Here is a 20710-nt window from a genome sequence, read left to right as displayed (position 1 = left end):
GGGGCATCCGTGCCGCAGCGTCCGAACCGGACGGTATCGGGACGCCGCGTCGTCCGATGTGGACAACGCGCCGACGTGGACGAGAGGCAGCCGTGGCGACGCTGACGGTGCGAGACGTGATGACCCTGGCGCCGCTGCGAGGCGCCTACGTCCTGGCCGGTGACGCCGGCGTCGACCGGTTGGTCAGCGGCGTCAACGTCATGGAGGTGCCGGACATCGCGCCGTACATCAAGCCCGGTGAGCTGCTCCTGACGACGGCCTACCCGGTGCGCGAGCGGCCCGAGGACCTCGTCGACCTGCTGCGCCTGCTGAGCTCGCGCGGGCTGGCGGCCCTGGCGATCAAGCCGCTGCGGTACCTCGACCGCCTGCCCGACCGGTTCGCCGAGATCGCCGACGAGCTCGCGTTCCCGGTCCTGGTGGTGCCCGGCGACACGTCGTTCAACGAGGTCATCGCCGCCGTCCTCGCGGTCGTGCTCGCGGAGCACGACGCGGAGCCGGCGCACGACGAGGTGATCCGCGAGCGCCTCACCGGTATCGCGCTGGCCGGCGGCGGGCTGGCGGAGATCGCGCGGACGCTGTCCGGTGCGCTGGACCGGCCGGTCGACGTCGTCGCCGACGACCCCGTCCTCCTCGGCGGCACGGTCTCCCCGCCGTCGACCCGCGCACCGGGACCGGCGCAGGGCGCGAGCCGCTGGGAGTTCCCCGTCACGGTCGCGGGCGTCCGCCGCGGCCACGTCGTCCTCGGCGGCGACGGCGAGCCGACGCGCGCCCAACGGCGGCTGATCCGCCAGGCGTGCTTCGCCGCCGGGATGCACATCGCGCAGGCGCTGGCGAGCATCGAGCTCGACCGCCGGCTGCGCGTCGTCTTCCTCGAGGAGCTCGTCACCGCGACCCCGCTGGACGCGGGCGCGCTCGAGCAGCGGGCGCGGCTGTTCGGCTGGGACCTCGGCGGCACGACCACGGTCGTCGTCGCCGCGTGCGACGCAGCCCCCCCGGAGCAGGCGCTGCAGGCTGCAGCGCGCCGCACGCTCGGTGCGGGCGCCGTGGCCTGGCTGCGCGGTACTCAGGTGGTCGCGATCGCGCCGGGGTCGGGGGGCGCGGAGGAGGCGTTCCGGACGGCGCTCGGGCGGGCGGGTGCCGGGAGCGTCGTCGTCGCGTCGGGATGCCCGGCGGAGACGCTCACCGCGCTCCCGCGCAGCCACGCGACGGCCCAGGAGGTCCTGCAGATCGCCGGCGTCACGGGCCGTGCGACGGCGCGCCACGACGACCTCGGCTTCGAGCGGCTGGTGCTCAGCCTGCGGCGGGACCTGCTCCAGGAGTACGTCGACGCGCAGATCGGGCCCCTCCTGCGGCACGACGCCCAGGCCGACGGCGACCTGTGCCGCACGCTGGAGGTGTTCCTCGGTCTCGGCAACGCCGCGGAGGCCGCCCGGCGCCTCTTCGTGCACTACAACACGATGAAGCACCGGCTCCAGCGCATCGGCGACCTGCTGGAGGCCGACCTGCACGACCCGCGCACCCGCACCGCGCTGGCGCTGGCGCTCGAGGCGCACCGGCTGGTGCGGCCGCCGGCGTGACCGCCGTGCCGGGCGTCAGCGGCTCGCCTCGACCGGCGGCAGCGCCGACCACGGGAACGTGATCCAGCGGTCGGTGCGGCGCCACACGTAGTCCGGGTCGACGACGGACCGCGGCTTGGCGTACAGCACGGCCGTGCGGACCTCGGCGCAGTCCTGGGCCAGCAGCCGCCGCACGAGCGCGAGCGTCTCCCCCGAGTCCGCCACGTCGTCGACCACCAGCGCGCGCAGACCGCGCACGGCGTCGGTGTCCAGCAGGGGCGGCAGCAGCAGCGGCTCGGGCAGCGTGCTGCCGACGCCGGTGTAGAACTCCACGTTCATGGTCCCGACGGCCTTGGTCCCCAGCGCGTAGGCGATCGCGCCGCCGGGTGGCAGCCCGCCCCGGGCGATCGACACGACGACGTCCGGCTCGAAGCCGGAGTCCACCACCACCTGGGCGATCTCCCGCGCCGCCCTGCCGAAGGTCTCCCAGTCGAGGACCTCGCGGTCCGTCATCCCCTCGCCCGTGCCCTGCGTCGTCGTCATGTGCCCATCGTCACCCACGGCGGCGGCACCCGTGTGGCAGCGTGGAGCCGTGAGCACCACCGGCCCCGACGCAGGCGCCCTGTTCCCGGGCAAGCAGTTCATCAGCACCGTGCTGGAGTCCCTCGAGACCAAGACGGCCATGTCGGGCACCCTCGGGCGTCGCTACCTCATGCGCGCGGCGATGGCCGGGATCATGATCGGCCTGCTCTACGGCGCGAACTACGCCGTGATCGCGGCGTTCGACCAGATCGTCGTCGGCGGCTCGACGCTGCAGCCGCTGGGGCGGATGGCCGGGGCGCTGACGTTCGGGTGGGCGCTGGTGTTCATCTACTACTCACGGTCCGAGCTGCTGACGTCGAACATGATGATCGTCTCGATCGGCGCCTACCACCGGCGCACGTCGTGGGGGCGCGCAGCGCGGCTGCTGGGCCTGTGCTACCTCGGCAACGTCGTCGGCGGTCTGCTCGTCGCGGTGCTCCTCCGGTTCTCGACGCTCGCCGAGGGCGCCGTGCTCGAGCAGATGGTCGCCTCCGTGGACCACAAGCTCGCGTACGTCGCGGACGGGCCCGCCGGCTGGGCCGACCTGCTGGTCCGCGCGGTGCTGTGCAACTTCTGCATCAACCTCGCGATGCTGCTCGTCTACAACGGCCTCATCACCAGCGACGTCGCCAAGTCGTCCGTCATGATCGTCGCCGTCTTCGTCTTCGCGTTCCTCGGCCTCGAGCACTCGGTCGCCAACACGGTGCTGTTCTCGATCGTGGGGCTGCGCGAGGGTGTCGACCTGGGGCTCGCGGCGGGCAACGTGGCGTTCGCCCTGATCGGCAACTTCATCGGCGGAGGGCTGCTCATCGGCCTGTACTACGCGTACGTCAACGACGACACGCGGTGGCTGCGGAACAACCCGCCCGCGCCGGGCGAGAGCGCCTGAGCCCTCGACCCGCGAGATCTCGGTGGGCGCCGGTCAGGTGCTGCGCAGCGACTCCTGCCACTGCGCGTGCAGCGTGGCGAACCGTCCCCCGGCGGCGACGAGCGCCTCGGGGCTGCCGTCCTCCACGATGCGGCCGTCGTCGACCACCAGCACGCGGTCGGCGTGCATCACGGTCGACAGCCGGTGCGCGATGACGACGGCCGTGCGGCCGGTCAGCAGCGTGCGCAGGCCCTCCTGGACCAGCTGCTCGCCCGGGATGTCCAGCGAGCTCGTCGCCTCGTCGAGCACGAGCACCGCCGGGTCGGCGAGGAACGCGCGCGCGAACGACACGAGCTGGCGCTGGCCGGCGGACAGCCGCACGCCGCGGGTGTCCACGTCGGTGTCGTAGCCGTCGGGCAGCGACGCCAGCAGGTCGTGCACACCGACCGCGCGGGCGGCACGCTCGATCTCCGCCTGGCCGGCCCCCGGACGCCCGAGGGCGATGTTGGCCGCGACGGACCCGGAGAACAGGTAGGCCTCCTGCGTGACCATGACCATCGCGGTCCGCAGGTCGCGCGGGTCGATCTCCCGCAGGTCGACGCCGTCGAGGCGGACCGCCCCGGCGCGGGGGTCGTAGAACCGTGCGAGCAGCTTGGCGACCGTGGACTTGCCGGCGCCGGTCTCCCCCACGAGTGCGACGGTCTGCCCGGACGGCACGTGCAGGTCCAGCCGCGGCAGCACGGCGGGCCCGTCGCCGTAGCCGAACTCGACGCCGTCGAACCGCACGTCGCCCCGCGGCTCGCGCAGCCGGACCGGGTGCACCGGGTCGGCCACGGTGGGCTCCTGCGCGAGCAGGCCGGAGAGCTTCTCGAGCGCGGCCGTCGCGGACTGGAACGAGTTGTAGAACATCCCGATCTGCGCGAGCGGCGCGAAGAACCGACGGGCGTAGAGCACCGCGGCGACCAGCACCCCGACGTCGAGCGCGCCGTCGAGCACCCGCAGCCCCCCAACCAGCAGGACCGCCGCGACCGTGACGTTGCCGATGAGGACCAAGCCCGTGTCGAACACGCCGTTGACGCGGATCGCCTCGGCGTTCGCCTCGCGGTACTCCTCCGCCTCGACGTCGTAGACGGCGGCGACCTGCTGCTCGCGTCGGAACGCCTGCACCGCGCGGATCCCCGTCATCGTCTCGACGAACCGGACGATGACGCGCGCCACCGCGGTGCGCGACCGGCGGTACTGCGCCTGCGACCGCACCTGGAACCAGCGGGTCAGCACGACCCCGGGGACCACGGCGACGAGCAGCACGAGACCCGAGCGCCAGTCGAGGACCGTCAGGCCGACCGCGGTGAACACCATCGCCAGTCCGCTCGCGGCGAGCGTCGTGACACCGCCGTCGAGCAGCTCGCGCAGGGCGTCGAGGTCGGACGTCTGCCGCGAGATGATCCGACCCGAGGTGTAGCGCTCGTGGAACTCCAGGCTGAGGCGCTGCGTGTGCCGGAAGACACGACCGCGCAGGTCGAGCAGCACGGCCTGGCTGACGGTGGCCGCCATGCGCACGGTCGCGGCCGTGAACACGCCCGCGACCAGCGCCGTCACCGCGTAGCCGCCCGCGACCAGGAACAGCGGACCGGCGTCGCCGGAGCGCAGTGCGGGGATGCCGCGGTCGATGCCGAGGGCCACCAGCGCGGGTCCGGCGACCAGCGCGAGCTGGGCGACGACGACGACGAGCGCGGTCAGCACGGCGCGCCGCGTGACCGGCCGCAGCAGCGACGCGAGCAGGCCGAGCGACCGGCTTCGCACCTCGGCCGGGGTGTGGTCGCCGTGCTCGTCGGGCGTCGGCGCGGGCGTGCCGCGGGGCACCGTCGTGGCGGTCATCGGCGGGCCGCCGCGACGTCGCGGGTCGTGGTGCCGCCCGGGCCGTCGCGCGTGCCGTCCGGCTCGTCGCCCTCGGCCGTCAGGACGTACCGGTAGTGGGGGTGCGTCCTGAGCAGGTCGGCGTGCCGGCCCACGCCCGTGATGCGCCCGTCCTCGAGCACGGCGACGCGGTCGGCCAGCGCGACGGTCGACGTGCGGTGCGCGACGACGAGGGTCGTCGTGGTGGCGAGCGCGCGCCGCAGGCCCTCGGTCACGTGCGCCTCGGTGGCCACGTCGAGCGCCGACAACGGGTCGTCGAGGACGAGGACGCGCGGTCGGCCGGCGATCGCCCGCGCGAGCGCGACGCGCTGCCGCTGCCCCCCGGACAGGCTCATGCCCTCCTCGCCGATCACCGTGTCGATCCCGTGCGGGAGCCGGTCCACGAACGCCGCGCTGGCGACCTCGAGGGCGGCACGCACGACCTGCGTCGCCGCGTCCTCGCTCATCGACGCGACCTGCTCGGGCGGCAGCCCCATCAGCACGTTGTCGCGCACGGAGGCCGAGAACAGGATCGGGTCCTCGAACGCGACCGCGACCGCGCCCCGCACGTCGTGCCGGCGCACGTCGCGCACGTCGACGCCGTCGACCAGCACCGCGCCGCCGGTGACGTCGTACAGCCGGGGCACGAGCTGCAGGAGCGTGGTCTTGCCGCTGCCCGTCAGGCCGACGAGGGCCATCGTCTCCCCCGGCTCGAGCACGAGGTCGACGCCGCGCAGGACCTCGCGGGCACCGGCGCCGTGGGCGAACCGCACTCCGCGCAGCTCGACGCGTGTGCCCTGCGGCGGCACGGGCGGCAGCGGCACCGGACGCTCCGGGTCGGCCAGCACCGGCGCCGTGTCCATGACGTCGAGGAAACGGTCGGTCCCGGCGCGCGCGTCGAGCGTCATCGCCAGCAGCTGGCCGAGGCTCTCGACCGGGCGCGTCATCACGGCGGCCGTGGCGAAGAACGCGACGAGCGCGCCGACGCTCACGCGGTCGCTCGCCGCGAGCCAGACGCCCAGCCCGAGCGCCACGGCGAGCGTCGTCTCGGGGATCCACGCGAGCGCGAACGACATGCGGGACTGCGCGCGCGCCTTGTCGAGCTCGGTGTCCCGCAGCTCGTCGGCCTGCTGCACGAAGTCGTCGAGCGCGTCGTCCCCGCGCCCGAACGCCTTGAGGACGCGGATGCCGTGCACCGACTCCTCGACGCGCGTCGCCAGGTCACCGGCCTGGTCACGCGCGCGCCGCGCGACCACCTTGTAGTCCATCCGGAACCGGAACCCCAGCACCATCACCGGCAGGGCGCCGAGCAGGTACACGACGCCGAGCAGCGGGCTGGTCACGAGCATGAGCACCGCGCCGACCAGCACCGTGGTCGCGGACACGACGAGCTGCACGAGCCCGAACACCATCCACCGGCGCACCGTGTGCAGGTCGCTCATCGACCGCTGCAGAAGCTGCCCACCGGACCACCGGTCGTGGAACGCGACCGGCAGGTCGAGCAGGTGGCGGAACAGGTCGGTGCGCATCGTGCGCTCGACACCGGTGCCCGGGGTCGCGATCAGCGCGCGACGGCACCAGACCAGGACCGCCTCGAGGACACCCAGCAGGAGCACCAGGAGCGCGGCCTGCACCACGGCGGTGCGTGAGCCGTCGGTCAGCAGCGGCCCGTTGACGACGCCGCGCAGCACCTGCGGGACCGCGAGCGCGATGAGGCTGGCGACGAGCGTCGCGCTGCCGCCCGCGACCACGCGCGGCAGCGCCGGGCGGGCCCAGCGCACGAGGCGCAGGAGCGCGCGCGTCGTGGAGATGTCGGCAGGGGGCACCCGCTCAGCCTAGATCGCCGCACCGACAGCGCGCGTCGGTGGCCGCCGCGCGTGCGAGGGGCGCAACGCCTGGTCAGCCCCCCGTGCGGGCGATCGTCGTGTTGTTCGCCTGGGCGCGCGGCCGGACGACCAGCAGGTCGACGTTGACGTGCGCCGGGCGCGACAGGGTCCAGGCGATGGTGTCCGCGACGTCGTCGGCCACCAGCGGCTGGTAGCCCTCGTAGACCTTCGCCGCGCGCTCGGCGTCGCCACCGAAGCGCACGAGCGAGAACTCCTCGGTGGCGACCGCACCGGGGGCGATCTCGATCACCCGGATCGGCTCGCCGACCAGCTCCCAGCGCAGCGTCGTGGCGAGCATGCGCTCGGCGTGCTTGACGCCCGTGTACCCCGCACCACCCGGGTAGGCGTCCAGCGCGGCGGTCGACGTCACGACGAGCACGTCGCCCGCGCCGCGCTCGCGCAGCAGCGGCAGCACGCCCTGCGTCACGCGCAGCGTGCCCAGCACGTTGAGCTCGTACATCCTGCGCCACCCGGCGAGGTCGGCGTCCTCGACGCTGTCGAGCCCCAGGGCACCGCCCGCGTTGTTGACGACGGCGTCCAGCCCGCCCGTGGCCCGCACGTGCGCGACCAGTGCGGCCACGTCCGCGTCCGACGTGACGTCGGCGGCGAGCACGTCGGCGCCCGTCTCGCCCGCGAGGGCCTCGAGGCGGTCGGCGCGACGCGCGGTGGCGACCACGTCCCACCCGTCGGCACGCAGCCGGCGCACGGTCGCGGCGCCGATCCCGGACGACGCCCCGGTGACCAGGGCGCGGCGGGGACGGTCGGTCGACGGGGACATGCGGCTCTCCTGGTGGTCGGGGTGCGGGTGTCGGACGAGCATGGCACGGGCGGACGGGACCGGGCCCACCTCGGGCAGCGGGGCGGCGTCACGTGGTCGCCGTCACCTCGCCGAGCGCCTCGTCGAGGAGAGCGAGGCCGTGGCGGGCCTCGTCGGGCGTGACGACGCACGGCGGCACCACGTGCACGCGGTTGTCGACGACGAAGGGCAGCAGGCCGCGGGCGAGGCAGGCGGCCTTGACGGCACCGACGACGGGCGCCGGCGCCGGGGTGCGCGCCACCCGGTCGACCACCAGCTCCACGGCCCAGAACACGCCCGTGCCGCGGACCTCGCCGACGAGCGGCTGCCGTGTCGCGATGTCGGCGAGCCCGGGCCCGAGCACGTCGCGCCCGATCGCGGCGGCGTTGTCGACGACCCCCTCGTCCGCCATCGCGTCGAGCGCGGCGACGACGGCCGCCATGGCGAGCGGGTGCCCCGAGTACGTCAGCCCCCCGGGGTAGACCCGCTCGTCGAAGGTCGCCGCGACGTCGGCGCCCAGCAGCACCCCTCCGGCGGGCACGTACCCCGAGTTGACCCCCTTGGCGAAGGTCACGAGGTCCGGGACGACGTCGTGGCCCTCGAACGCGAACCAGGACCCCGTGCGGCCGAACCCGGCCATGACCTCGTCGAGGACCATGACGATGCCGTAGCGGTCGCAGACCTCCCGCACGCCCGCGAGGTACCCGGGCGGCGGCACGAGCACGCCGGCGGTCCCCGGCACCGTCTCGAGGAGGATCGCGGCGACCGACTCCGGTCCCTCGCACTGCACGACGCGTTCGAGGTGCTGCAGCGCGCGCTCGCACTCCTGCTCCGGCGTCGTGGACCAGAACTCCGAGCGGTACAGGTAGGGGCCGAAGACGTGCACGTGCCCGCGCGCGTACTCGTTGGGCACGCGGCGCCAGTCCCCCGTCGCGACGACCGCCGCGCCGGTGTTGCCGTGGTACGAGCGGTAGTGCGAGACGACCTTGTCGCGCCCGGTGTGCAGACGCGCCATGCGGATCGCGTTCTCGTTGGCGTCGGCGCCGCCGTTGGTGAAGAAGACCTTGGTGAAGCGGTCGGGCGCGTGCTTGAGGACCGCCGCGGCGGCGCGCCCCCGCGTGAGGTTCGCGGTCCCGGGCGCGACGGTCGCCAGCAGCGCCGCCTGCTCCTGGACCGCCGCGACGACCCGCGGGTGCTGGTGCCCGAGGTTGGTGTTGACGAGCTGGCTCGAGAAGTCGAGGTACGTGCGCCCGGCGTGGTCCCACACGGTCGAGCCGGCACCGCCGGCGATGACGAACGGGGCGACGTGCGCCTGTGCGGACCAGGAGTGGAAGACGTGCGCACGGTCGAGCGCGACGGCCTCGGCGTCGAGCATCGGCCCGTCGGCGTGCGTGGGTCCTGCCATCGGTGCCTCCCGGCGGTACGGCGGGGCGTGCGTCCGACGCCCCCGGGGTGACCGGGCGGGGTGCGGTCCACCCCGCCCGGCCGTCGGTCAGTTCCCGCCCTCCGCGAGCTCGACGTCGATCGGCTCGAAGTCGGCGCCGGACGTGTCCACGCCCTCGTCGGCGAGCTCGGCGAGCGCCTGCTCGACGTACTCGGTCGTGTACGCCGTCCCGGGGGGCTCCTGCGTGATGATCGTCGCGCCGGTCTCGTTGTGGGTGTCGAGCGCGAGCGCGACCGTCCTGTCCCACGCCTCGGGGTCGACGAGGCCGATCCCGCCCGTGGACGGCCAGATGAGCTTGTTGACCTCGTTGGTCATCCAGAGCTGGTGGGACGTGCCGAGCGTCGACCCGGCCGCGGTGACGATGTCCGCGGCCTCCTGCGGGTTGTCCCGCGCGTACGCCCAGCCCTTGATGGAGGCCTTGAGGAACTTGACCGTCGTGTCCTGGTAGACCTCGTCGTCGGCGAGGCGCTGCGAGTCGGCCCAGATCGCGTCCTGCAGCATCGCGACGCCCTCGTCGTTCCAGTCGATGACCGTGAAGTCCTCGGGCTGGTACAGCTCACCGGTGTCGGGGTCGACGGTCTCCAGCAGCTGGGCGTACTCGTTGTACGTCATGGCCTGGGCCGCGTCGATGTCCCCGCTCAGCAGGCCCAGCATGTCGAAGGCCTGCGTGACGAGCTCGAAGTCGTCGACACCGGCCTTGTTGAGGCCCGCGAACAGCTCCCACTCGTTGCCGTAGCCCCACGACCCGATCTTCTTGCCCGCGAGGTCCGCGGGGGACGCCACGCCGGAGTCGGCGAACGCGACCTGCAGCGTCGCCGAGCGCTCGAACACCTGCCCGACGTGCGTGACCTGGGCACCCTGCTCGATCGACCCCAGGACCTTGGGCACCCACGCGATCGCGTAGTCCGCCTCGCCCGCGGCGAGAGCGTCCTGCGGCACGACGTCCCCGCCCGACGGGACGATCTCGACGTCCAGCCCCTCGTCGGCGTAGTAGCCCTGGTCGAGGGCCGCGTAGTACCCGGCGAACTGCGCCTGGGTCAGCCACTGCAGCTGCAGCGTGACCGGCGTGAGGTCGTCGGCGGCGGCGCTGGGGCCCCCGTCGGCCTGCGCCCCGTCGGTGCTCGAGCAGCCCGTCAGCAGCAGACCGGCGGCCGCGACGGCCGCGACGGCCGCCCCCCGGTGCGTCGTGGTCCTCATGTCATCTCCCTTCGTCGTGCGTGCGTGGACGAACAGCGGGTCGCACCGTCCTGACGGCGTCGGCAGGAGGACGTGGTGGGCGGCTCACGGGCCCGCCCGGTGCGTGGCGAGGTGCTCGGCGGTCGCCGTCACGGCGTGGAAGGCGAGCCCGACGACCACGCCGCCCAGCACGTACGCCCACGCCTGCGCGTAGTTCGACCCCGCTGCCGCGGTCGTGACGAACGACCCGATCCCCGAGCGCGGCCCCCCGAAGTACTCGGCGACGATCGCGGAGATCACCGCCAGCGACGAGCCCATGCGCAACCCGGTGAACACGAACGGGACGGCCGTCGGGAGCGTCACCGTGCGGGCGACCTGCACGCGGGAGGCCGCGAGCGCCCGCACGAGGTCGCGGTGCACGGGGCGCACCTGGCGCAGGCCGCGCAGCGTCGTGACGTACACGGGCACGAGGACCGCGAGCGCGGCGACGACGACCCGCGCCTGCTCGGAGCCCGCGCCGTACATCGCGTACAGGACGGGTGCGAGCGCGACGATCGGCACGACGGCCAGCGCCGCGACGACGGGCTCCGCGAGCACGTCGAGCAGCCGCACGGCGGCGGCGACGACGGCGAGGAGGATCCCGAGCACCGATCCGACGAGCAGCCCGAGCGCGGCGTTGCGCCCGGTGACCAGCGCGGCCGCGGAGATCGGCCCGCGGTACGTCATGACCTGGTCGCCGATCGCCGCCGGCCCGGGAAGCACGAACGCGGGCACCTCGCCCAGCACGACCACCGCGTGCCACGCCGCGACGAGCGCGACGAGCAGCACGGCCGGCGGCAGCACCTGCTCGGCGGCACGGACGAGCGTCGCGCGGCTCATCGCGGGTCCGCCCCGCGCGCGACCGTCCCGCCGTGCAGGGCCTCACGCACGGCCGCGACGGCCGCGACGAACGCGGCGTCGGTGCGCAGGTCGTCGCCGACGTCGTCGTGGCGCCCGGGCCCCGGCGCGACGGCCCCGGACCGGTCCAGCGTCACGTCGACCACGTGCCGGATCCGCCCCGGGCGCGGGGACATGACGACCACCCGGTCGGAGAGGAACACCGCCTCGGGGATGGAGTGGGTGACGAACACGACGGCCGCGCGGGTCTCCGCGCAGATCCGCAGCAGCTGTGCCTGCAGGTGCTCGCGCGTCATCTCGTCGAGCGCACCGAACGGCTCGTCCATGAGCAGCAGTGACGGCGAGTCGGCCAGGGCACGGGCGATCGCGACGCGCTGCTGCATGCCGCCCGAGAGCTGGTCGGGGTGGTGGTCGGCGAACTCGGTGAGGCCGACGAGGGCCAGCAGCTCGTCGGCGCGCTCGCGCCGCCCGGCCCGGCCCGCGCCGGCGAGCGCGAGCGGCAGCTCGACGTTGGCCCGCACGGTCCGCCACGGCAGGAGCCCGGCCTGCTGGAACGCGATGCCGTAGTCCCGTGCCAGACGGGCCTCGCGAGCGCTGCTGCCGAAGACCCGCACGGTCCCGGAGGTGGGCTCGTCGAGGTCGGCGACGAGGCGCAGCAGCGTCGACTTGCCGCAGCCGGACGGACCGATGAGCGAGACGAACTCCCCCGCGGCGACCCGCAGGTCGACGTCCTCGAGGGCCACGACGGGTGCGGACCTGCCACCGAACACCCGGGAGACGCCCTCGACCTCCACGGCCACGGCGCCCCGGGGGTGGGCTGCGGCGGTCGGCTGCTGCGGCACGGCGCTCACGACGCCACCTCCGTCCGTCGGTACCGGCGCAGCGCGCGGCCCACGAGGGCCACGAGGCCCGCGGCGAGCAGCCCCAGCGCGACGGCGCCGAGGATCGGTGCCCACGGCTTGGGCGGGTCGCTCGCGGCGAAGTTGGCGAACTCGAGGATCATCCGGCCCAGGCCGCCGGGCAGGCCGGTGGCGACCTCGGCCACGACCGTCCCGACGACCGCGTTCGCGGCCGCGAGGCGCAGCGCGGGCAGCAGGTGCGGCACCGCGGCGGGCAGCCGCAGACGCACCAGGGTGGCCCACCAGCTCGCGCCGTAGGCCCGCATGAGCGCGACGTGGATCGTGTCGGGAGACTGCAGCCCGCGCAGCATGCCCACGGCGACGGGGAAGAACGCGAGGTAGCTCGCGATGACGGCGACCGACATCCACGGCTGCCACGTGACGGCGCCCAGCTCGAGCCGGGACCCCCAGGACCGCACCAGGGGCGCGAGGGCGATGAGCGGCACCGTCTGCGACAGGACGACCAGCGGCAGCACCGCGGACTCCACGACGCGCAGCCGCTGCATCATGACCGCGAGAGCGGCGCCCACCGCCAGGCCCATGACCCACCCCGTGAGCGCGATGCCCAGCGACGACGCGGCGGCGCGCAGGACGGCGACCCACAGCGCCTCGGCACCGGTCGCGCCGGACACCGGGTCGAGGAGCCGCGCGGCGACGTCCCACGTGTGCGGCATCGCCATGTCCGTCGTGCGCGGCAGCACCCGCGTCTCGCCCACGGACCAGCCCTGCTCGGGTCCGACGGCCTTGTACGCCTCCCACAGCGCGGCGACGCCGAGCGCCGACAGGATCGCGACGAGCGGCCGGACGCGCAGCACGCGTGCCACGGGGCCCGGCGCGGTGTCGGCGCGGGCGGCCGGGGCACGCACCGCCGCGGCGAGCGTGGTCGGTGCGGTCGCCGTGCTCACGGTGCCGTCGTCGTGGTCGCGACGACGTGCTCGGCCATCGCCGGGATGATGCGCTCGCCGTAGAGCCGCATCGTCTCCTCCTTGTTGTCGTGCTGGAGGTAGACGGCGAACTGGTCGCAGCCGATCGCCTCGAGCTCGCGCAGGCGCTCGACGTGCTCGTGCGGGGAGCCGAGCAGGCAGAACCGCTCGACGATCTCGTCGGGGACGAACGTGGTGTGCGTGCTGCCCGCCCGGCCGTGCTCGTTGTAGTCGTAGCCCTCGCGGTCGCGCACGTAGTCCGTGAGCGCCCTCGGGATCGCCGAGTCGGTGCCGTAGCGCCGGACGATCTCGGCGACGTGGTTGCCGACCATGCCGCCGAACCACCGGCACTGCTCGCGCATGTGCGCCCGCTCGGGCGGCGAGGCCCCGTCGCCGACGTAGGCGGGCGCGGCGACGCAGATCTTCACGGCGCCGGGGTCGCGCCCCGCGGCCTCGGCGGAGTCGCGCACCGCCCGGACCATCCAGCGCGCGACGTCAGGGTCGGCGAGCTGCAGGATGAAGCCGTCCCCGACCTCGCCGGTGAGCCCCAGCGCGCGCGGGCCGTAGGCCGCGACCCACACGTCGAGCCTCGATCCCCTCGCCCACGGGAACTGCACGGTGCGCCCGCCCAGGTCGGCCGGGCGGTCGTTCGCGAGCTCCCGGATGACGTGGATCGCCTCGCGCAGCGTCGCGAGGTCCGACGGCCGCCCGTTGAGCGTGCGGACCGCCGAGTCCCCGCGCCCGATGCCGCAGACCGTGCGGTTGCCGTACATCTCGTTGAGCGTCGCGAACAGCGACGCGAGGACCGTCCAGTCGCGGGTGGCCGGGTTCGTGACCATGGGGCCGACCGTGACCCTGCGTGTCGCCGCGAGGATCGCGGAGTAGATGACGAACGGCTCCTGCCACAGCAGGTGGGAGTCGAACGTCCAGACGTGGGAGAACCCGTGGGTCTCCGCCTGGCGCGCCAGGTCGACGGTGCGCGACGCGGGCGGGTCGGCCTGCAGGACGACGCCGAAGTCCATCCCTCGCTCCCCTCAGACCAGGTACTGCGACAGGTCGCGCCGCAGGTAGCGCCCGTGCCCGGGCCGGCCGTGGTAGCCGTCGGGGTCGACGAGGACCTCGCCCCGGGACATCACGACGTCGACGTGCCCGTCGACCTCGAAGCCCTCCCACGCGGAGTGGTCCATGTTCATGTGGTGGGTCGCCCCGATCCCGATGGAGGTGTGCCCCGACGGGTCGTACACGACGAGGTCGGCGTCGGCCCCGGGCGCGACGACGCCCTTGCGGCCGTACAGCCCGAACATCCGCGCCGGGGTGGTCGAGGTGATCTCCACCCAGCGCTCGAGCGAGATCTCGCCGGTCACCACGCCCTGGTACATCAGGTCCATCCGGTGCTCGACCGACCCGATGCCGTTGGGGATCGCCCGGAAGTCGCCGAGCCCCAGCTCCTTCTGGCCCTTCATGCAGAACGGGCAGTGGTCGGTCGAGACCATCTGCAGGTCGTTGGTGCGCAGCGCCTGCCACATGTGGTCCTGGTGCCCCTCGGCCCGCGAGCGCAGCGGGGTCGAGCACACCCACTTCGCCCCGTCGAAGCCGGGTGCCCCGAGCTGCTCCTCGAGGGAGAGGTACAGGTACTGCGGGCACGTCTCGCCGAACACGTTCTTCCCCGCGTCGCGGGCCCACGCGAGCTGCTGCACGGCCTGCTTGGCGGACACGTGCACGACGTACAGGGGCGCTCCGGTGACGTCGGCCAGCATGATCGCGCGGTGCGTCGCCTCCTCCTCGAGCTGCCACGCGCGGGCGACGCCGTGGAAGAGCGGGGCCGTGTTCCCCTGCGCGACGAGCTGCGCCGCGAGCACGTCGATCGCGGGACCGTTCTCCGCGTGCATCATCGTCAGCAGGCCCAGGTCGGCGGCCTTCTGCATGGCCCGCAGGATCTGGGCGTCGTCCGCGTAGAAGACGCCGGGGTAGGCCATGAAGAGCTTGTAGCTGGTGATGCCCTCGGCGACGAGCCAGCCCATCGCGGCCAACGAGTCCTCGTCGACGCCGCCGATGATCTGGTGGAACCCGTAGTCGACCGCGCAGCTCCCGGCCGCCTTGGCGTGCCACGCCGCGAGCCCGTCCTCGACACGTTCCCCGGCGCGCTGCACCGCGAAGTCGATGATGGTGGTCGTGCCGCCCCACGCAGCGGCGCGGGTCCCGGTCTCGAACGTGTCGGACGCGGCCGTCCCGCCGAACGGCAGCTCCATGTGCGTGTGGGCGTCGACGCCACCGGGGACGACGTACTTCCCGGTGGCGTCGACCACCCGGTCGACGGACGCGGCGAGGTCGTGGCCGAGCAGGGTCGACCCGGGCGCCAGGACGGCCGCGATCGTCTCGCCGTCGACGAGGACGTCGGCGGCGCCCCGGCCCGTGGCGGACACGACGGTGCCGCCGCGGAGCAGCGTGGTGGTCATGGGGCTCCTTCCTCGTGCCGAGCGGTCAGGGGGCGACGATCGGTCCGTAGGCGTCGGGCCGGCGGTCCCGGAAGAACTGCCAGCGCTCGCGCACCTCACGGACCTGGTCGAGGTCGAGGTCCCGGACCAGCAGCTGGTTCTCGCTCGACGACCCGATCTCGCCCACCTGGTTGCCGTCCGGCCCCACGGCGTACGACGAGCCGTAGAAGCTCACGGCCTCGTCCCCGTACTCGACGTCCTCGAGCCCGACCCGGTTGTTGGCGACGACGAAGTAGCCGTTGGCCACCGCGGCGGCCGGCTGCTCGATCTCCCAGAGCCTGTTCGAGATCCCGGGGGCCGTGGCGTTGGGGTTGAACACGATCTGCGCGCCGTTGAGCGCGAGCACACGCCAGCCCTCGGGGAAGTGCCGGTCGTAGCAGATGTTGACGCCGATGCGTCCGGCAGCGGTGTCGAACACCGGGTACCCGAGGTTCCCGGGACGGAAGTAGAACTTCTCCCAGAACTTCGGCAGGTGCGGGATGTGGTGCTTGCGGTACCTGCCGAGCACCGTGCCGTCGGCGTCGATGACGACCGCGGTGTTGTACAGGACGCCCGGCTGGTCCTCCTCGTAGATCGGCAGGACGACCACGATGCCCAGCTCGGCCGCCAGCGCGCTGAAGCGCTCGGTGGTGGGGCCCGGCACGGGCTCGGCGTAGTCGTAGTACGCGGTGTCCTGCGTGATGCCGAAGTACGGGCCGTAGAACAGCTCCTGGAAGCCGATGACCTGCGCACCCGCCGAGGCCGCCTCGCGCGTCCAGTCCTCGTGGAGCCGGATCATGGACTCCTTGTCGCCGGTCCAGGTGGCCTGGGTGAAGGCGACGCGCACGACGGTCATGGGGTCCTCCGGATGTCTCACGACGGCGAGGTCCGCGACGGGTCGGGGCCGCCGCCGGATGGAATGTGACTGTCGACCTTGGACATTTCGGTGCCGTCACGCGTCGTTTGCGTCCGCGGAACTTCCGGACGTGAGGCGTGCACTTCCCGACGCCCGTCCGGGGTGCGGCCGCTCACGACCCGGACACGCAGGCGCAACACGAGCAGGCCACGATGCGCGCATGTCACCGCAGGAGCTGGCCGAGCTCGTCGTCGACCGGTCCCCGCGCGGGATCGCCGCCACGATCGCGCGCCTCGTCCACACGGGTGACCTGCTGCCCGGCGACCGGCTGCCCACGGTCCGCCAGCTCGCCGTCGCGCTGGGTGTCAGCCCCGCCACCGTCGGCTCCGCGTGGCAGACGCTCGCGGCCGCCGGTCTCGTCATCTCCCGCGGACGTGCGGGCACGTCCGTGCTGCCGGGGCCCGCCGCGCGGCTGCCGCCGCGGTACCGCGACCTGGCCGACGTGCCGGCCGCCCGCCTCGACCTCGCGGCCGGCACGCCCGACCCCGAGCTGCTCCCCGACCTGTCGCCCGCCCTGACGCGGCTCGCCACCCGCGGCCTCGGCGCCCACGCGACCGGCTACCTCGACGACCCCGTCGTCCCGGGGCTCGAACGGCTGCTCCGCTCGTCGTGGCCGTTCGTGCCGCAGCGCCTGACCGTGGTCGACGGCGCCGTGGACGCACTGAGCCGCGTGCTCGAGCAGGTCGTCGGCTTCGGCGGACGCGTCGCGGTCGAGGACCCCGGCTTCCCGCCGGTGCTCGACCTGCTCGACCACCTCGGTCTCGAACGCGTCCCCGTGACCCTCGACGCGTCCGGCCCGCGGCCGGACGCGCTCGCGGAGGCGGTGCGTTCCGGGGTGCGCGTGGTCGTGCTGCAACCCCGGGCGCAGAACCCGACGGGGATCAGCATCACGCCCACCCGGGCCCGGGAGCTCGCGGCCGTGCTGCGTCCCGCGGCCGGCGAGCTGTGGGTGCTGGAGGACGACCACTCGGGCGAGGTCGCGTCGTCGCGGGACGTCAGCCTCGGCACCCTGCTGGCGGACCGCGTGGTGCACGTGCGCTCCTACTCCAAGTCCCACGGCCCCGACCTGCGCATCGCCGCCGTGGGCGGGCCCGCGGTCGTCCTCGACGGGCTCGTCGCACGGCGCATGCTGGGGCCCGGGTGGACCAGCCGCCTGCTGCAGCACGTGCTCGTCGATCTGCTGACCGACGCGCAGGCCGTCGAGGCCGTGGCGCACGCCCGCCGCATCTACCACGGTCGTCGGCGCACGCTCAGCGCGGCCCTCGCGCGGCACGGCGTGCAGGTGCCGCCCGGGGACGGCATCAACATGTGGGTGCCCGTGGCCGACGAGCGGGCCGCCCTCGTGCGGCTGGAGGCGGCCGGCGTGCGGGTGGCACGCGGCCGCCCGTTCTTCAGCGACCCGGCGCGGGCGCACGGCTTCGTGCGTGTCACCGTCGGCGTGCTGCGCCCTGACGACGTGGAGACGGTCGCCGCGGCGCTCGCCGCGGCGGCGGCACCCTGACAGGACAGAAAGCGGTTGGTGTACCAACCGAATGGTTTCGTCCGTCGCCCGGAGGGCGCCCCCCGCACCAGAGTGTGGACCGCTACCACCACGTCGAGGGGAACGATTGCCATGTCGAGGACACGCAGCAGGACGACAGCCTGGCTCGGAGGGGTCGCACTCGTCGCAGGCGGAGCGATCGCCGCGGTGAGCACGCCCGCGCAGGCCGCCCAGACCATCACGAACGTCGCCTACGCCCCGGCGGACCCGGCCGGCAGCCGCGGTCACCTCCTGGACCTCTACATCCCCGACGGCACCGGCCCGTTCCCTCTCGTCCTGTGGTCCACCGGGTCGGCCTGGTCGTCGGACGACGGCAAGTCGGGGGCGGGCGCCGTCGCGCAACAGCTCAACCCCCGCGGCATCGCCGTCGCCGGCGTCAGCGTGCGCTCGGCCTCGCAGGCGAAGTTCCCCGCGCAGGTCCATGACATCAAGTCGGCGACCCGCTACCTGCGCAGCAACGCGACCCAGTACCGGTTGGACCCCGAGCAGTTCGCGAGCATGGGTGACTCCTCCGGCGGCTGGGTCGCCGCCATGGCGGCCGTGACCAACGGCGTGGCCGCCCTGGAGGGGCAGATCGGCACCACGGGCGTGTCGAGCGACCTGCAGGCGGGGGTCGACTTCTTCGGGCCCACCGACTTCGCGCGTCTCAAGGAGCAGGACCCGGGCGGCTTCATCGACCACGACAGCCCCAGCGCCCCCGAGGGTCAGCTGCTCGGCTGCGCGACCCCGACGTGCCCGGACAAGGTCCGCCAGGCGAACCCACTGACCTACGTCGACTCCCAGGACCCGCCGATGCTCCTGCTGCACGGGCAGGCCGACAACGTCGTTCCCCACGCCCAGACGGTCATCTTCTACGACGCCCTGAAGGCGGCGTGCGTCGACACCCAGTTCTTCTCCGTGCCCGGCGCCGGCCACAGCCACGCCGACGTCACGAGCGCGTCGCGCTACGGCCGGCAGACGGTCCGCACGACCCAGGACTGCCGCGAGACGGTCACGCAGGGCACCCCGAACCCGAGCTGGGACACCATCGCGGCGTTCCTCAAGGCCGCCTGGGCGGACGGCGGGCCCACACCGACCACAACGCCCACGCCGACCGTCACGCCCACGCCCTCGGTCACCCCGACGCCGACCGTCACGCCCACGCCCTCCGTGACCCCGACACCGTCCGCGACGCCGACACCGTTCGCGACGCCGACACCCACGCCGGGCACGTCCACCGGGTGCACGGCCACGTACCGGCTCGCGAACAGCTGGCCCAACGGGTTCGTCGCGGACGTGACGGTCACGGCAGGCAGCAGCGCGATCAACGGCTGGCGCGTCACCGTCACCCTGCCCTCCGGGGCGAGCGCGACGCAGGTGTGGAACGGGCAGTCCAGCGGCGGCGCGGCGCCGACCGTGACCAACGCCCCGTGGAACGGGCGCGTCGACGCCGGACGCAGCACGACGTTCGGGTTCCAGGGCACCGGGAACGGGGCGGGCGCGACGGTGACCTGCGCAGCGTCCTGATGCCCGCCGCTCGCTGACGAGCGCCGACCCGAGCGGCGCGCACGGCCCCCTCCCGGCCGTGCGCGCCGCTCGGTGCGTGCGGGCGCTGCGCGTCACCGCTTGCACCGCCACGGGGGTGAGCGCCTAGGGTGACGGGTCGGAACCCGACCGCCGCCTTGGCCGGGTCGCACCGCCCTCGTCTGGGACGGTCCTCCGCGGCGCGACGTGCGTCCTTCCTTCCCTCTCCCGCGCCCGACGGCGTGCGCGGCAGCGACCCCCGGAGAGACCATGCCTCGCGCCCGCCGTCACACCGTCCCCGCCTCCCCGTCCCCGCTCACCCGCCGCACGCGCCGTGCGGGGCTCGCCGCCGTCGCCGCGGCCTGCACCCTCGCCGTCGCGGCCTGCTCGACGGGAGCGCCGGCAGCCGCGCCCTCCCCCGCGCCGTCCGACGCGCCGGCGACCTACACGCCCGTCACGCTCGACAACTGCGGCACCGAGGTCACGTTCGACGCGCCCCCGCAGCGTGTCGTGACCATCAAGTCGTCGACGACCGAGACGCTGCTCGCCCTGGGCCTGGCGGACGTGCTCGTCGGCACGGCCTTCGCCGACGGCCCCGTGCCGGAGCGGTGGGCCGCGGACGTCGCCGACGTGCCGGTCCTGTCCGACAAGGTCCCCGGCCAGGAGGCGCTCCTCGAGGCCGAGCCGGACCTCGTCTACGCCGGCTGGGAGTCGAACCTCAGCACCGACGGCGCGGGCGAGCGGTCGACCCTCGCGGACCTCGGCATCGCCACCTACGTCTCGCCGAGCGCCTGCAAGGCCCCGGGCTACCAGCCGGACCCGCTGAGCTTCGACGACGTGCTCGACGAGATCCGTGAGGTCGGGGACGTCTTCGGCGTCCCGGACGCCGCGGAGCAGGTCGTGGCCGAGCAGCAGGCGACGCTCGACGCGATCGAGCCCGTCGACGGCGGCACGGCCGTGTGGTGGTCCTCGGGCACCGACACCCCGTACGTCGGCGCCGGCATCGGGGCGCCGCAGATGCTGCTCGCGGCCGCCGGGCTGAGCAACGTCTTCGCGGACGTGCACGACACCTGGACGTCCGTCGGGTGGGAGCAGGTCGTCGCGGCCGACCCCGACGTGCTCGTCCTCGTGGACTCGGCGTGGAACTCCGCGCAGAAGAAGATGGACTTCCTCGCGACGCACCCGGCCGCCTCGCAGCTCACGGCCGTGCGCGAGCAGCGCTACGTGGTGGTCCCGTTCGCGGCGACCGAGGCGGGCGTCCGCAACGCGCAGGCCGCGGCCGACGTCGCGGACGCCGTGCGCGCGCTCGACGCAGGGACCCCGGCCCCCGACGCGACCACCGAGGACTGACCCG

General features: G+C 74.1%; 17 protein-coding genes. 5 read left to right on the top strand and 12 right to left on the bottom strand.

What is annotated here, in order from left to right:
- Positions 1-119 precede the first annotated feature (119 nt).
- Positions 120-1577, top strand: a complete 1458-nt coding sequence (locus tag KKR89_RS07045) for a PucR family transcriptional regulator (RefSeq protein WP_243883351.1) — start codon at positions 120-122, stop codon at positions 1575-1577.
- A gap of 15 nt (positions 1578-1592) precedes the next feature.
- Here the strand turns inward: KKR89_RS07045 and KKR89_RS07040 are convergent, their stop codons facing one another.
- Complete coding sequence (locus KKR89_RS07040) at positions 1593-2099, bottom strand: phosphoribosyltransferase (RefSeq protein WP_208197594.1); 507 nt, start codon at positions 2097-2099, stop codon at positions 1593-1595.
- Positions 2100-2148: 49 nt separating this feature from the next.
- On the opposite strand from KKR89_RS07040, the gene KKR89_RS07035 reads away from it, so the two are divergent.
- Positions 2149-3027 carry a formate/nitrite transporter family protein gene (locus KKR89_RS07035; protein WP_251141055.1) on the top strand — a complete coding sequence of 293 codons (879 nt, stop codon included), beginning with the start codon at positions 2149-2151 and terminating at the stop codon, positions 3025-3027.
- A 33-nt stretch (positions 3028-3060) separates the two neighbouring features.
- Here KKR89_RS07035 and KKR89_RS07030 read toward each other — a convergent pair whose 3' ends face one another.
- From KKR89_RS07030 to KKR89_RS06980, 11 genes are all read right to left on the bottom strand, one after another.
- A complete protein-coding gene (locus KKR89_RS07030; RefSeq protein WP_208197593.1) occupies positions 3061-4884 on the bottom strand; it encodes an ABC transporter ATP-binding protein in 1824 nt (607 codons plus the stop codon).
- Positions 4881-6728: an ABC transporter ATP-binding protein gene (locus KKR89_RS07025; RefSeq protein ID WP_251141054.1), complete on the bottom strand. Its 1848-nt coding sequence runs from the start codon at positions 6726-6728 to the stop codon at positions 4881-4883. Before KKR89_RS07025 ends, KKR89_RS07030 begins: the two co-directional genes overlap by 4 nt.
- A 73-nt stretch (positions 6729-6801) precedes the next feature.
- Entirely contained in the window at positions 6802-7566 is a 765-nt protein-coding gene (locus KKR89_RS07020; protein ID WP_208197592.1) for an SDR family oxidoreductase, read from the bottom strand.
- A gap of 88 nt (positions 7567-7654) precedes the next feature.
- Positions 7655-8989 carry an aspartate aminotransferase family protein gene (locus KKR89_RS07015; protein ID WP_243883238.1) on the bottom strand — a complete coding sequence of 445 codons (1335 nt, stop codon included), beginning with the start codon at positions 8987-8989 and terminating at the stop codon, positions 7655-7657.
- A gap of 87 nt (positions 8990-9076) precedes the next feature.
- Positions 9077-10225 (bottom strand): ABC transporter substrate-binding protein, encoded by a 1149-nt coding sequence (locus KKR89_RS07010; RefSeq protein ID WP_208197591.1) that lies wholly within the window; start codon positions 10223-10225, stop codon positions 9077-9079.
- 84 nt (positions 10226-10309) lie between these two features.
- Entirely contained in the window at positions 10310-11083 is a 774-nt protein-coding gene (locus tag KKR89_RS07005; protein ID WP_208197590.1) for an ABC transporter permease, read from the bottom strand.
- Complete coding sequence (locus tag KKR89_RS07000; protein ID WP_208197589.1) at positions 11080-11952, bottom strand: ABC transporter ATP-binding protein; 873 nt, start codon at positions 11950-11952, stop codon at positions 11080-11082. The genes KKR89_RS07005 and KKR89_RS07000 overlap by 4 nt, the downstream gene beginning before the upstream one ends.
- Complete coding sequence (locus tag KKR89_RS06995) at positions 11949-12905, bottom strand: ABC transporter permease (RefSeq protein WP_372438591.1); 957 nt, start codon at positions 12903-12905, stop codon at positions 11949-11951. The genes KKR89_RS07000 and KKR89_RS06995 overlap by 4 nt, the downstream gene beginning before the upstream one ends.
- Complete coding sequence (locus tag KKR89_RS06990) at positions 12902-13945, bottom strand: TIGR03842 family LLM class F420-dependent oxidoreductase (protein ID WP_208197588.1); 1044 nt, start codon at positions 13943-13945, stop codon at positions 12902-12904. The genes KKR89_RS06995 and KKR89_RS06990 overlap by 4 nt, the downstream gene beginning before the upstream one ends.
- A 12-nt stretch (positions 13946-13957) precedes the next feature.
- Positions 13958-15379 (bottom strand): dihydropyrimidinase, encoded by a 1422-nt coding sequence (gene hydA / locus KKR89_RS06985; protein WP_208197587.1) that lies wholly within the window; start codon positions 15377-15379, stop codon positions 13958-13960.
- A 25-nt stretch (positions 15380-15404) separates the two neighbouring features.
- A complete protein-coding gene (locus KKR89_RS06980; protein ID WP_208197586.1) occupies positions 15405-16253 on the bottom strand; it encodes a nitrilase-related carbon-nitrogen hydrolase in 849 nt (282 codons plus the stop codon).
- A 220-nt stretch (positions 16254-16473) separates the two neighbouring features.
- Here KKR89_RS06980 and KKR89_RS06975 point away from each other — a divergent pair, with 220 nt between their 5' ends.
- From KKR89_RS06975 to KKR89_RS06965, 3 genes are all read left to right on the top strand, one after another.
- Positions 16474-17814, top strand: a complete 1341-nt coding sequence (locus KKR89_RS06975; RefSeq protein ID WP_208197585.1) for an aminotransferase class I/II-fold pyridoxal phosphate-dependent enzyme — start codon at positions 16474-16476, stop codon at positions 17812-17814.
- 186 nt (positions 17815-18000) lie between these two features.
- Entirely contained in the window at positions 18001-19359 is a 1359-nt protein-coding gene (locus KKR89_RS18230; protein WP_251141053.1) for a cellulose binding domain-containing protein, read from the top strand.
- 267 nt (positions 19360-19626) lie between these two features.
- The gene (locus KKR89_RS06965; RefSeq protein WP_208197584.1) at positions 19627-20706 is read left to right on the top strand and encodes a putative F420-0 ABC transporter substrate-binding protein; all 1080 of its coding nucleotides are present in this window, start codon (positions 19627-19629) and stop codon (positions 20704-20706) included.
- Positions 20707-20710 lie beyond the last annotated feature (4 nt).

Source organism: Cellulomonas dongxiuzhuiae (assembly GCF_018623035.1).
In the GTDB taxonomy this organism is placed as follows: Bacteria; Actinomycetota; Actinomycetes; order Actinomycetales; family Cellulomonadaceae; genus Cellulomonas; species Cellulomonas dongxiuzhuiae.
Note: the sequence above shows the minus strand (reverse complement) of the source record. Positions and strands in the feature narration are given on the sequence as shown.

Excerpts from the sequence above, each read along its gene's own strand:
- KKR89_RS07030 (WP_208197593.1), bottom strand. The coding sequence starts at position 4,884 with ATGACCGCCACGACGGTGCCCCGCGGCACGCCCGCGCCGACGCCCGAC.
- KKR89_RS06990 (WP_208197588.1), bottom strand. The coding sequence starts at position 13,945 with ATGGACTTCGGCGTCGTCCTGCAGGCCGACCCGCCCGCGTCGCGCACC.
- KKR89_RS06980 (WP_208197586.1), bottom strand. The coding sequence starts at position 16,253 with ATGACCGTCGTGCGCGTCGCCTTCACCCAGGCCACCTGGACCGGCGAC.
- KKR89_RS07010 (WP_208197591.1), bottom strand. The coding sequence starts at position 10,225 with ATGAGGACCACGACGCACCGGGGGGCGGCCGTCGCGGCCGTCGCGGCC.
- KKR89_RS07015 (WP_243883238.1), bottom strand. The coding sequence starts at position 8,989 with ATGGCAGGACCCACGCACGCCGACGGGCCGATGCTCGACGCCGAGGCC.
- hydA (WP_208197587.1), bottom strand. The coding sequence starts at position 15,379 with ATGACCACCACGCTGCTCCGCGGCGGCACCGTCGTGTCCGCCACGGGC.
- KKR89_RS06975 (WP_208197585.1), top strand. The coding sequence starts at position 16,474 with ATGTCACCGCAGGAGCTGGCCGAGCTCGTCGTCGACCGGTCCCCGCGC.
- KKR89_RS07005 (WP_208197590.1), bottom strand. The coding sequence starts at position 11,083 with ATGAGCCGCGCGACGCTCGTCCGTGCCGCCGAGCAGGTGCTGCCGCCG.
- KKR89_RS07040 (WP_208197594.1), bottom strand. The coding sequence starts at position 2,099 with ATGACGACGACGCAGGGCACGGGCGAGGGGATGACGGACCGCGAGGTC.
- KKR89_RS06965 (WP_208197584.1), top strand. The coding sequence starts at position 19,627 with ATGCCTCGCGCCCGCCGTCACACCGTCCCCGCCTCCCCGTCCCCGCTC.
- KKR89_RS07045 (WP_243883351.1), top strand. The coding sequence starts at position 120 with ATGACCCTGGCGCCGCTGCGAGGCGCCTACGTCCTGGCCGGTGACGCC.
- KKR89_RS07020 (WP_208197592.1), bottom strand. The coding sequence starts at position 7,566 with ATGTCCCCGTCGACCGACCGTCCCCGCCGCGCCCTGGTCACCGGGGCG.